The sequence below is a fragment of the Paenarthrobacter sp. 10N417 genome (assembly GCF_056394745.1).
Window position 1 is genome coordinate 112,758 of record NZ_JBFTIL010000015.1, and the last position, 12,882, is coordinate 125,639.

A 12,882-nucleotide genomic window follows, 5' to 3' on the forward strand; every position below is an offset into this window, starting at 1 on the left:
GGATCCGGAAAAACCGGTGGGACGTGAGAGAGCGTCTAGCCGGTGTTGCGCAGGCCGGCGGCCACACCGTTGACGGTGATCAGCATGGCGCGCTGGAGCCGTTCATCAATCTCCGCGCCGGACACCGATTCCTCGCGCACGCGGCGGAGCAACTCCACCTGAAGGTAACTGATCGGGTCCAGATACTGATCACGGATTTCCAGCGATCGCTTCAGGGTGGGCTGCGCGTCAAGGAGCTCGAGCTCCCCGGTCAGGCGCTCGATTTCGGCAACTGTGAGCTCGTACTCGTCCCGGATCATGTGGAACAAGCGGTGCAGTTCCTCAGGAACCAAGGAAGAAACGTAGTGTCCCGCGATCTCCATGTCGGTCTTGGCCAAGGTCATTTCGACGTTGGAAATCACCGAACGGAAGAAGTGCCAACGGTCCATCATTTCCATGAGCTGGTCAGCGTCACCGGCTTCGCGTGCAGCCTTCAGACCCGAGCCCACGCCGAACCAACCTGGAACGATCTGGCGCGACTGCGTCCAACCGAACACCCACGGGATGGCCCGGAGCCCACCGAGGCCGGCCCCGGAATCGGGACGCTTGGAGGGGCGTGATCCGATGTTCAAGGAGCCCAACTGCTCCACTGGTGTGGACGCCAGGAAGTAGGCGGGAAGATCGGCGTCGTCGATCAATGCCCGATAGCGTGCAAAGGCAGCATCGGAAATGGTTTCCATGACATTTGCGTAGCGCTCGCGCTCGTTTTCGGAAGTACGCGGAGTCCGGTGCAAGGCAGAACCCTGCATGACAGCTGCCAAGGACAGCTCAAGGTTCTCGCGGGCAAGTTCGGGAAGGGAGTACTTGTCCGAGATGACCTCGCCCTGCTCCGTGAACTTAATTTCGCCCTCGAGCACACCATTGGGCTGGGCCATGATGGCGTCATACGTCGGACCACCGCCACGGCCCACGGAACCACCACGGCCATGGAACAAGCGGACCCTCACGCCGTGCTTGGCAGCCACATCACGCAGCTTCCGCTGGGTCTTGTGGATCTCCCACTGGCTGGTCATGACACCGGATTCCTTGTTGGAATCGGAGTACCCGAGCATGATTTCCTGGACGTCGCCGCGGAGACGGACCAAGTCACGGTAGGACGGATCAGAGAGCAACTGATCCACAATCTCAGCGGAGGCGCGGAGCTCCTCCACGGTTTCCAGCAGTGGAGCAAAGCCAATCTTGGCATGCGGCTTGGCCCCGAAGAGGTCAATCAAACCGGCCTCGCGTGCCAGCACAGCGGCGGCCAGGACGTCATCGGCGCCCCGGGTCATGGAAATGATGTACGTTTCCACGACGTCCGGACCATAAGTGTGCAGGGCCTGGCGGATGCTCCGGAAGACGTCGTAGGTGCCGTCCGCAGTGCCTTCGAGCTTGATCGGATGGCCGGAGAGCGGACGGCGTGAGGCCAGCTCGGCACCGAGGAATTCGAAACGTTCCTCGCGGGTCAAGGAGGCATACGGCTTCTCGGTACCAAGACGGTCCACGAGCTGTCCGACGGCGTCGTGGTGGTAATCGGCATGTTCACGGATGTCCAGGGTTGCCAAGTGAAGGCCAAAGGCGGCGATCGCACGGCGGACACGAGCCAAGGCACCGTCGGCAACAAGGCCCGCTGCGTGGTTCCGGAGCGACTCTTCGAGCAGGCCGAACTCGGCCAACAGCTCACTTGTGGTGGCGTAGTCGCGGCCGGGCTCGTGGTACGTCGAGGCGGAAACTCGGCGACCCGTGTTTATGAGCTTGGCTTTGATACACGTGAGCTTGAGTCGATAAGGCTCCTGGGCATTGAGCTCCAGGATGCGCTTGTCCAGACCGGGCAGGTTCTTGAGATCCACGTCGATCGAGTCCAACAGCTCCTGGTCAGCCCCGAACAAGGCGGTGGAGTTGGACAGGACCGAGATCAGCTCGTCGATCAACGCGATACTGATCCGCACCGCGTTCTGGTTCTGCAACTGCAGGATTTCGCGTGTAACGGCCGCAGTGACGTTGGGGTTTCCATCGCGGTCGCCACCGATCCAGGATCCGAAGCGCAGTGGCGCGCTGGCAGCGGGCAGGACCACGCCGTGCTCGGCAAGGAGCTCGGAGAGGTCAGTCAGCATCTCCGGCATGGCATCGGTGAGGATGCTGTTCAGGTAGTAGATCGCGTTGCGCGCTTCATCCACCGGCGTCGGCCGGACCTGCCGGAGCTCATCGGTCTGCCACATTTGGTCGATGATTTCCGAGAGTTGGCGATCCTGCCGGCGCCGGGCAGACGTTCCCTCTTCAGTGGGCTGGGCCAAGACGTCGGAGAGTTTGCGGACCTTGTCCAGCACTGAACGTCGGGAGGCCTCGGTAGGGTGTGCCGTGAAAATGGGCCGAACATCCAGCTCATTCACAACGTCCTGAAGGACCTGCGGCCCAGCTTGGCCGGCGATTTCCGTGACAGCCTTCGCAAGCCAGCCGTCCTTCTCCTGCCTGGTCCGAAGCCCACGGACGCGGTGGACCTGCTCGGCCGCATTGCTGAGGTGGAAATAGAACGCGAAGGCACGAACCAGATCCGTCGCCTGGTCCAGAGGCAGGGAGGCGAGCAACTCGCGGACCTGGGCAACGACGTCGTGCGCGCTCCATGGACCGGTCGCGTCGGCTCCGCCCCGCGCGGCCTCTTTGGATTCCTTGGTCAGCAGGCGGACCTGCTCCACGAGCTGCAGCAATTCCGGGCCGTGTTGTCGCACCAGGGACTCACCCAACAGGGTGGAAACGCGGCGCACATCGGCGCGCAGTTCTGCGGCGAGATCGGTGTCTTGATGGGCAGTGTGAACCATAGATACTTACCTTCGGGATCTGGTTTGGCTCGTACACTGCGCTGGATACTGTGAGCCGGGTTACTAATGTTTCCTACGGGATCTTACCCGCACGGGACTCTACTGCGGGAATACGTCTCAGATTTTGGCGTCACCGGATTGCTGCTTAGCGGCTTTACTCGTCGACGGCGGCAGGACCACCTTCCCGGCGAACAGTTCGGCCTCTGCGGTGCCCGGGCCGGCCACCAATTTCTCGTGCCTTCGCTGCCGCACTTCCTCGCGTGCTGCCGCCGCCTCCATCTTGGTCGGCGCACCTGTGGCTGGTTCAATCATGGAGAGGACACTCCCGAGTGTGCCGGTTGCCCCCTTCGCGGAAACACCCTTCTGCACCAGCCGTGTGCCAGCCCAAACCGACCCCACAATCAGTGCAAGGCTTACTACTGCCGCCATCACGGATTCCATGCCCATGCGCTCAGGGTACGCCCCCGGGGTGAGCACCGGACAGCCCATAATTACCGGGCCCAGGCTTTCCGCAAGACCTCCCAATGCCCGGCGTCCATGAGGCTTGCGGGTGTCACCGACACGGATGTGGCCCCGCCCCGAACAGCCTCATGCAAGGCCGTTCCGAACCTTTCCGCAGAGATCGTGCCGTCATCGGACCACAGCCCGATAGACAACGACATGCGGTCGCCCGCGCGGCGGGTCAGGGCTTCAGCGAGGTCCTTCGTCTGCGGCGAGCGCTCTGCATTGAGTCCTACGTACTCCCAAACGTGGAGCCGGTAGAGCTGCTTGAGCAAGAGGTCGTAGTCATGGCCGCTGTCAGCGCGATCCGCCGACGGTGAATCCCGCGGCGACCGGACGTCCATTTCCAGCCGCACACTATAGGGTTCGACGGCGGCTCCCACCCTCCGCACGATGTCCGCCATGGCTTCGCTCCGCCACGTGTTGATCCGGGCATCTGACTGGTCGATGCCGCCTTCGTGGTTCCGGGGCCAGTCATCTTCACCKGTGGTGGCTTTGAAGTCATCGAAGTCTTCACTGCCAAAGGTGAAATCATCGAACATCAATTCCGTGAGATTCACGGCTGTGGGCCGGTACTTCTTCGCGACGGCGGCAGCCAAGGAAGCCAAGCGGGCGCCTGCCTTGCCGTGCCGCAGGGACGACACACTGGCGAAGGACTCGGATGGCTCTCCAGCGATATTCCGTCCTGCCAGGGAGGGGTCCTCACTCAGCGCACGGTCCAACAGGACATCGATCGTGAGGATCACATCACGTTCCTTGCCGTCATGCGCCACCCCCAAAGCTGAGATCGACTCCCCTACGAAGTCTCTTTTCGTGCTGGAAACCTCATAAGATCTGGCCTCTGCGTGGCCGGACCAGGGAAAAGCCGTCCAGTCTGTGCGTCCTACGGAAATCGATACAGCTGTTGCGTTCACTGCGTCCAATCGCTCCGCCAAGTCAACAAGGTGCGAGGTGTCCTCGTTGACGACGTCCTCAAAGCCAAGATTTACCATGCGGTCCACGGGACGATGCTCCGGTTCTCGTGCGCAGGCGGTGACGCCCGAGAATGCAACAACGAGGATCGAGGCCACCAACGAGGCAGTTAGCCTGGCAACGAACGTCGGAGGTCCAATAGCCTTCATACCCCTGCCTCGTAACGGGGGCTGGCCTCGGCGGCAGTTACGGAGATCACGCCGGTCCGTTGCAACTTGTTCCACACGGCAGGGCTACCGCGGATCTCCTTGACGATTGCGCTGGCTAAAGCCAGTCCAACGAATACCGAGTACAGGGGCCACAGTGGCAACGTCCACAGAAAACGAAGATCCTTCCATGACCTGTTGAGGCCAATGGAGAAGACGATCAGCGCGAGGGATACAAACAATCCCAACCAACCAAGAATGGCGAGGACTTCAGCGGGTACGGGACCCGAACCAGCAAGGTACAGGAAAGGAAGCACCGCCAAGATGGCTAGTTGCAGCATAGGGATCACCACCATGGTGATGGCGTTGAACAAAAGGAACATGCCAAACAAGCCGTAACGCCTCCGCCCAAGCATCCCGATGTGCATCCGGAGGGTCTGCAGCAAGCCCCGCGACCACCGAACGCGCTGCCGCCACAACCCGCCCATCGTTGACGGCGACTCGGCATAAACCAGCGCTGAGGGCTGGAACCTTACCCGGTAGCCGGCCTTATAGACACGCCAAGTAAGCTCAAGGTCCTCACCGAGCGTGTCCTCGTGAAAACCGCCTACCAGCTGGACTACGTCACGGCGGAAGGCACCTATGTTCCCGGAGACGATTGGCAGGCAATGCAACAAGGACAAGGCTCTGCGGACCAGGCCGGTCCCGACATGGCTTAGAACGGCAAGCATCATCGTTTGAACGCGATTCAGGTTAACCGGCCGGTCGTCGCCGCACACCGCTCCCACCTTGGTGTGATCAAAACCCTCGAGCATGCGCATCAGGGTGTCAGGGGCAAAAATTCCGTCGGCATCGACAAACATCAGGATGTCGCCATTGGCCTTAGCGATGCCATAGTTGAGCGCAGCTCCCTTCCCCGCGTTCGTTTGGGAGAGAAATCGCACCCGATCATATTGATCTGCAAGCCCGGCCATGATGCTGGCGGTGGAATCAGTGGAACCGTCGTCCACCAGAATCACTTCCAGACGAAGATAACGGCTGGCAAGGATCGACTCGACGCAACTGGTGATCACGACGGCCTCGTTGTAGCCGGGCACGATCACCGAGACCAACGGCCGGTCAGTGATGACGGAATAACGATGCTTGGCAGAGTTGGAACGGTAAAGCCGGTTGAAATACAAGGCCAGTGGAACATAGACGATTTTGACCACACCGAAACCGAGAATCAGTACGCCTCCAACCTGGACAAATGCCAGGGCAGCATCAAGAGGTGTCACGCAGGCCTTCCGGTTAATCGACCGGCCACATATCGGCCAAGAACGTTCTCCAGGAGTTCGGGGGCGAACGCACTGTTTGCGCCAAACCTCGCGTTAATTTCCAGTACCACCGGACTTCCGTCCTGCAGACGGCGCACGTCCACGTCGATAGGTCCAGTCAATCCGAGCGCGGTCACGGCTGAATCAGCCAATTGAGCCACGTCGGCACTCTCGGCTCCCTCAATCCTCCTGACGGACACGGCGTTACCCACCCGCCCCTCTTTGAGTTCTGTCTTCTCCAACACCACCACAAGATCGTCCTGACCCGGCTCCGGCCTGCTGTGGAGGACCACGGGCGCGTACTCTGTTCCAGGCGCGAATCGTTGCACGATCCAGGAATCGTCCAAGGAGGACCAGACGCGGGCCGCGTTCCGGCCGCCGTCGCCAGTCTTTTCCAGGATCTGAACCCCGCGTCCACCGCGCGAAATCCGTGGCTTGACCACCAGGGACCCCCCTAACCGCGCCATCGCCTCGTTGACAGAGGCGAAATCGCCGGGGAGCCCGAAATCGGGGACAGCGACGCCTGCATTGGCAAGGCACCTCATGGTGAGGAACTTGTCATTCGCGATTCGAACGGGTGCGGGTTCGGCAATGAGGACCTCGACATTAGGAGCGAACCCTTGCCGGGCTTCGGAAACGAGCACGAGTTCATCGCTGACGGTTGGCACCACGAGCTCGATGCCATGGGCGCCCACGAGTCCCCGCAATTCCCACAGGTAGTCGGGAGAACTGGAGGCCGATACCAAGGAGACCATGTCAGCCGCTGAACCGTGGACCGGTTGCATATCAACGCCCAGGACCCAGTGTCCCAGTTCCCTCAGCTGATCCGCCAAGGAGGAGCCAGCTGGCCCTCCAACGCCTGTTACCAGTACCCGGACCATCAGAACTCCCCTACCGCAGAGCCAAGTAGTCGAACAGGTTCGAAACCCTCTGCATATGTCGTCTTCACTTGCGAGCCCCTGAACGCTGCGAGGCTGCGGACTCTTTCTGCACTCATATATGGCTTGCCCTTTTGGTTCCGGTGCATGGCAACGGCGTGAATCTTCACGTCCACATACCCCGCGATATCCACGAAGACACTGGGATCGAACTGCCGTGTGGATGAAGGACTCTCGAAGCACAGGATGGAGGAGTGCTGGCGGGCGGCCCGCATAGTCGCACTGTGTACGGCCTGATGGTCCTGGTGGTAGTCGTTACGGGAATGGGTAATCACAACGTCAGGGCGAAAATCGGCCATCACGGCTTCAATCGCTTGGACCATTTCATCCCCATGTTCCGCGAGGCTGGTGTCCGTAAAGTCGTGGACATGGACCTTGGACGCACCCATGAAATCCGAGCCCGATGCGGCTTCGGTGAGACGGATGGCGCTGTCTCCTCCCTTTCCCCCCGAGCTCATAACCATGGTTCGGACTTCATGCCCGGCATCGGCCAATTTGGCGAGGGTGGCACCGCAAGCCAATTCCAGGTCATCAGGGTGCGCTCCTATGGCCAGCACCCTTCGAGGCTGAATGGCCACACCATGGTGAATCCTGAAGGCTGGCGCGACAAGAAAGCCCACAATCAACGCGGCTCCTGCGAGCAGGACTACAACCTCAAGCCATGGGCGCTGCGTCGGCCCCATTGCGCATCCCACCAGAGACAGCAGCAACAGGGCGCCCAAACTTGCCATGGCCCATCGGAGGCCATGCGGCGAGCTGAACCTGCGAACGAACCAGTTTTGACCGATCGGGAGCAAAGCCCAAACCGCCGCCAACGCGCCCAGCAAGCCCGCAGCGGCCAACAACGTCGCTTTCATATTTCCCCTAAATTGCACAGATAAATGGGCGACTGCCCTCTCGGGGCACCGCCTCTGAGGTAGTGGCCTGAGCAATAGGTTCGTGACGCTGTATCCAGCAGTGATTCGGGGTCAGTATTTGTGCACAAATTCGCCAGCTGCAAGACCACTTCCACTCAAGGAATATGTCAGGACACCGGCGCCCTTTTTTCGCTTGGACTGGGCTGAAACCTGAAAATGGAGGTCGCTCCGCCGTGCCGAACCTGTAATGCACGTGACGGCTGTCCGCCCGTCCATCGAGCACGACCACCCTTCCGGAGCAATCAATGAACTCTCCTGGATCCGTGCATCCGGCTCCACAGAGAACACGGCTTTGGCCGGTCCCAGGGACTGTGAACCGCCGATCCCAAAGTCCACCTCCATGGCCGTCATGCCGGAACCATGGTCCTTTGGTATCCGCACCGAGGCTGTCACCGCTACAAGTGACGCGGGAAGGGCAGTTGCCGCTGATGAGGCGGGGTCCGGCGAAGGAACAGATTGTTGCGAGGGCGGCTGGGATTCCATGCCGGAAGGTACCGGGGCGGCGACCAAGGGTTCGGCCCCAGCGTTTGAGCCCTCATGCCCGGCGCTTGACGGCGCTGGCTCAACTGCTGCTGGCGACGCCGGCGATGGCAGGCTCGGCATCGGCGTCGCTGTGGGAGTGGGGGCATGAGTCCCCACGAATGACTCCTGATGGGAGGAACTTGTCTCAATGGCCAACTGCTCCATGGGGACATCCGGCGTCAAGCGACCAACGATTCCAACCGCGCCTAGAGCCAGGCCCAATCCTGCTACCGCCACCATGGCCATTACCGCTGGTTGCCCGATAGCCGGGACCACTATCGCTGCCTTGATGGGGACCAGCCCTCCCAGGAAACCCAGTCCGGCACCCTTGGCTGCCAAGGTGGCGAGAGGTACGCCGGTCACCAGCGGAATAAGCACAGCCCTCATGGTTCCCTGAACGTCCTTTAGTTCCGAGAGAGCGCCGGTGCATTTCGAGCAACCATTAAGGTGTTGACGCATCTTGCGTTCAGCAATCCTTGAAAGTCCACCTCGAATGAAGGTACCGAGTTTCGATGCGAATCCAGCGCAGTCGCTGTCCGGTTCTTCCGCCACATGGGCCTGCAGGTATTGCCTCCTCAGGCCTTCCCGTGCCCTAAGCGCCAGTGCTGACACGGCATTCGCGGACAGGCCCAGAAGCGGCGCCACCGCCGCTGGCTTCATTCTTTCCACGTCCAGATACCACAGCACGGCCTGCCACCGTTCGGGAAGGGCGCGAAATGCCTTTGCGACCGTATGGGATTCGAAGGCTTTGACTACAGCATCGGGATCCGGCAGCGTACGGTCAAGAATTGCGTCATCGCTACTGGGCAGCGACCTCCCGGCCTTCCGGTTCCGATGATGTGACAGACGGGTGACAGTGGACAGCAGATACGCCCTGAAGAAGGTGTCCGGCCCCCGTCCCGCAACCAGGCTCTGCAATACGGCTTGGAAAGCCTCGGCCACAACATCCTCGGCGTCACTTGGATTGTCCACGTTTCGCCGGGCCACTGTGGACGCGACGGACATGTGGCGTTCGTACAGTTCGTCGAATGCGGACATGTCACCGCCCCGCACCAACCCGATAAGATGACCATCGCTCTCAACTCCCGCGCTGGAAGCGTTGTCAGTACCTGTCCCGGATGCCATTTAAGGCAGCCCCACAACGTATAAAATCGTGCCCATATATACGCAGTGCGCATCAAGCTCAAGTCATGACGCGAATTTGTATAGGCTCTTTACCAAAGAGATCCTTCCACCGCTTTTCGTCATGAATCCTTAGTCGGACGCACTATTCGGATATGACATCGTTCCGGACAAAATCATTCGCCGAATGTACATTTTCCCGACACCTGTTGATGCGCAGATGGCAGACCACCAGTTATCAGAATGGTTGGCGGTTCCCCGCAGACTGGTTCCTGCCTGAGGTCCGCACGGTGGTGACATCGCTGGCAACTCGAGCCAATGTTCCACCTCCTACCGCAAGATCCTTGGGCGCGGCGCGGGCTAGGAACGGCGTTGGAATCAGCGAAACCATGACGGACTTCCGCGCCCTCTTCCTGGCGGCAGACCGGAACATGGATATAGAGGCTCTCCAATCCTTGGCTGAGGGATGGGCAGAGGCCGCCGATTCTGCACCAGCGATTTCGTGCACGGACGTTGAGACGGGCCTGGCCACGCAAGCCCATTTCCAGCGACAAATCCACGAACTCTCCATTTTTGGAACGGCCTGTTCCCACCCTTACGCCCTTGCGATCCTGTCCCTGCCCCAGCCCCTTGAGAGCCGCGGCCATCGCTGGACGCTGCTGGCGCGGCTCGGAGAAACTGTTCAACGGCAGCTGCACGGGACAGGTGCTACTGCCATGTACAAGAATTCTGCTGTCCACGTGCTGTTACCTCTCTCGGCGAACAACCTTGGGCAACTGATGGAGTGCAGGACTGCCATGGAAAGCCTGGGCGAAGGAGCCCTGCGACCCGCGCGCATGCAGTTCTTCCCGTTGGCAAATGCCTCTTCAGAGCCCGCGTCCCAGGACTACATTCCCGAGGCAATGTGAGTGAAGCCTATTGGTGCCGTCACGAACAGCGTTGAGCCGCCACTCACCATGCGACGAGACACGCTTCCGCATTCGAAGGACCATCCAACACATGAAGAATCAGCTCCATCTAAAGTCTGCCTCCTTGGTGGCCGCGCTACTGGCTGTTGTGGTGACAGCCTTCGGGCTCGCCTGGTCGGCAGGGCCAGCCAATGCTGCCGTGATCCCGGGTGCGGCGGTCACCATCAGCACGGATTCAGTAGTTACGAACCAATGGGACCAAGTAGACCTGACCTGTCAGTGGTCCGTTCCTGACAACTCGCAACCGGGCGATACCTTCAACCTCCAGCTACCACCAGAGCTTCGATGGTTTGGTGCCGCGTCATTTGATCTTGACAACGCCGACGGCGTAACGGTCGCCAAGGCAGCAGCGAACGATGCCGGACAAGTGGTCTTCACGTTGACCGACTTCGTGGCGGACCATCCCAACAATGTGGGTGGGACGTGCAATTTCAGTACGCAATATGCTGTGCAGCCGGGCACCGGCGAAACGACGGAACTGAACTTCACCGTGGGATCCACAGTGGTACGCGTGCCTGTGAATGTCGATGGTCCATGCACCAAAGACTGCGATCCCGCTCCCCCTACTTCGGCGGGGAAGTCCATGTGGTGGGCCGACGCTCCCCAAACTGAACTTGAATCCATCTTTTACATGCCTCCGATGCCTTCAGAATCAAACGACGTCGTTGTCACCGACACGCCCGCCGCTAGCATGGAAATCGATTGTGACCACGTCACTCCGCGGGTGGGCAAGGTTGTCAGCAGCTCCGGAAACATCACCGAGCCAATGGACAACGAGCGATACCCCGCAACTGTCGAGTGCACTCCCCAAGAAGCAACGGTGCGATGGACGGGCCTGCCCAAGGGCGAACGGGTGGAGCTGTTCGTCGTCACCAAAGTGACCGACAAGAAGCTGGACGTCTACACCAACAGCGGAACCGTGACTATTGCAGGCGAGGAAACCCCCGTTGGGGCCGAAACCCGGCGGACGCGCGCTGACGGAACAGGCAACGGAACGGCAAGCCCGACACCGACGCCCACGCCGACCCCGAGCCCCAGCACCGCAACACCCACACCGACTCCGACGCCAAGCCCCAGCACCGCAACACCCACGCCGAGCCCCACCACCGCAACACCCACACCGACCCCGACACCCACACCCACGCCGAGCCCCACCACCGCAACACCCACACCGACCCCGACACCCACACCCACGCCGAGCCCCACCACCGCAACACCCACACCCACGCCGAGCCCCACCACCGCAACACCCACACCGACCCCGACACCCACACCCACGCCGAGCCCCACCACCGCAACACCCACGCCGACGCCGAGCTCCACCACCGCAACACCCAGCCCAAGCGCCAGCACCACAGGCCCGGTACTTGTAACCACTGACGAGCCCACTCAGCCCGCGGAAGTTGCAGGACCAGAACCCCTGGCTACTACTGGCGCTCAAAGCCCGGCCTTCATCTACGCAGCCGCTGCACTGTTGGCCTTGGGATCGTTGCTCGCTTTCCTGGGCGTTAGGCGATCGGCTCGTCGTCAGCACTAAATAGCAAAAGGCCGAGTCGGATGGCCACTGACATCCCGATAGCCATGCAAGACCGCAAGGACTCATAGGCTCCACTGCGAATGGCGATCCCAAGCAAACGATGGGCCGTGCACACGATGCGCGGCCCATCGTTGCACGCATAGGGTTGCACGCATCCGGACGCATGGTCGGGGTTCCACGCTCAATGCTGCACGCTTCCGGGAATGCACCGGTGCGGCGCATAGTTGAGGAGATTGCAAAGCCGCCCAACCGTGGCTCACATCTGACGAGGAGAATCATGAGCTCGCCCACCACTGCAACAGATGCCCAGCTTGCCCGTTGGGAGCGGTTCCGAGCGTCTCGAAATGCAGCACTGGCCTCGGATCACGGCTGGCTGACGCTCACATCGTTTCAGTGGCTCGAGTCGGAGCCGGCAGAAGTCGAGTTTGCCCCGGGCCTGTGGTCAACGGATGGCAGGACTGCAACCCTCACGGCCACCAGCGAGGACGGCCTGACCCTCGTTGAAACCGGCGAAAGCGTTGATGGCACCGTGACGGCAACCCTGCAGGATGAAGAGTCCCTGATGTGGGTGCAGTACGGCGGCGAAGACGGCAAGCAGGTGGTGGTGGAGCTTGCGATGCGGGCGGACAAGTATGCCATCCGGACCAGAGATGCGGGCTCGCCTGTTTTTACGGACTTCACTGGGGTTCCCACCTACGATTACAACCCGGACTGGGTGATTCAGGGTCGGTTCGAACCCTATGACCAGCCGGTGGATGTACCCATCGGAACGGCCAACCCCTTGGTGGACGGCGTTCATCGTTCGGTCGGGGAGGTGGTGTTCCGGGTTCCTGGCGTTGCCCATGAAGTTCGACTCCATGCTGAGGAAGAGAAACTCGGCGCTTTGAACGTGACCTTCCATGATGAAACCAACGGCGACACCACGGACGAGTGGAGGAAGGTTTTCATTCCCCGCCCACGCCCTGATGGATCTGTGGTGATCGATTTCAACCGCGCCATCAACTACCCCAGCGCCTTTACCCCTTATGGCACCTGCCCGATGCCGGTCCGCGGAAATTCCATCGACGTCCGCGTTGAGGCTGGCGAAAAGATCCCTCAGGAGTAAAGCG

General features: G+C 60.8%; 10 protein-coding genes. 3 read left to right on the forward strand and 7 right to left on the reverse strand.

Annotated features, from left to right (window positions below):
• Positions 1–35: 35 nt before the first annotated feature.
• The 7 genes from ppc to AC1DCM_RS18115 form a co-directional block, all read right to left on the reverse strand.
• Positions 36–2,834 (reverse strand): phosphoenolpyruvate carboxylase, encoded by a 2,799-nt coding sequence (ppc, locus tag AC1DCM_RS18085; protein WP_442004688.1) that lies wholly within the window; start codon positions 2,832–2,834, stop codon positions 36–38.
• Positions 2,835–2,951: 117 nt separating this feature from the next.
• Positions 2,952–3,263, reverse strand: a complete 312-nt coding sequence (locus AC1DCM_RS18090) for a hypothetical protein (protein ID WP_477519202.1) — start codon at positions 3,261–3,263, stop codon at positions 2,952–2,954.
• A 62-nt stretch (positions 3,264–3,325) separates the two neighbouring features.
• On the reverse strand, positions 3,326–4,456 hold the full coding sequence (locus AC1DCM_RS18095; protein WP_442017390.1) for a hypothetical protein: 1,131 nt from the start codon (positions 4,454–4,456) through the stop codon (positions 3,326–3,328).
• Positions 4,453–5,730, reverse strand: a complete 1,278-nt coding sequence (locus AC1DCM_RS18100; RefSeq protein ID WP_442004685.1) for a glycosyltransferase family 2 protein — start codon at positions 5,728–5,730, stop codon at positions 4,453–4,455. The genes AC1DCM_RS18095 and AC1DCM_RS18100 overlap by 4 nt, the downstream gene beginning before the upstream one ends.
• The gene (locus AC1DCM_RS18105; RefSeq protein WP_442017391.1) at positions 5,727–6,650 is read right to left on the reverse strand and encodes an ATP-grasp domain-containing protein; all 924 of its coding nucleotides are present in this window, start codon (positions 6,648–6,650) and stop codon (positions 5,727–5,729) included. The genes AC1DCM_RS18100 and AC1DCM_RS18105 overlap by 4 nt, the downstream gene beginning before the upstream one ends.
• Positions 6,650–7,564 (reverse strand): PIG-L deacetylase family protein, encoded by a 915-nt coding sequence (locus AC1DCM_RS18110; protein ID WP_442017392.1) that lies wholly within the window; start codon positions 7,562–7,564, stop codon positions 6,650–6,652. Before AC1DCM_RS18110 ends, AC1DCM_RS18105 begins: the two co-directional genes overlap by 1 nt.
• A gap of 111 nt (positions 7,565–7,675) precedes the next feature.
• Positions 7,676–9,271, reverse strand: a complete 1,596-nt coding sequence (locus tag AC1DCM_RS18115) for an RNA polymerase sigma factor (protein ID WP_442017393.1) — start codon at positions 9,269–9,271, stop codon at positions 7,676–7,678.
• A gap of 386 nt (positions 9,272–9,657) precedes the next feature.
• Here AC1DCM_RS18115 and AC1DCM_RS18120 point away from each other — a divergent pair, with 386 nt between their 5' ends.
• From AC1DCM_RS18120 to AC1DCM_RS18130, 3 genes are all read left to right on the forward strand, one after another.
• Complete coding sequence (locus AC1DCM_RS18120; protein ID WP_477519203.1) at positions 9,658–10,176, forward strand: hypothetical protein; 519 nt, start codon at positions 9,658–9,660, stop codon at positions 10,174–10,176.
• A 91-nt stretch (positions 10,177–10,267) separates the two neighbouring features.
• Complete coding sequence (locus tag AC1DCM_RS18125; RefSeq protein WP_477519204.1) at positions 10,268–11,773, forward strand: Ig-like domain-containing protein; 1,506 nt, start codon at positions 10,268–10,270, stop codon at positions 11,771–11,773.
• 277 nt (positions 11,774–12,050) lie between these two features.
• Positions 12,051–12,878, forward strand: a complete 828-nt coding sequence (locus AC1DCM_RS18130; protein ID WP_442017396.1) for a DUF1684 domain-containing protein — start codon at positions 12,051–12,053, stop codon at positions 12,876–12,878.
• The last annotated feature ends 4 nt before the right edge of the window (positions 12,879–12,882 follow it).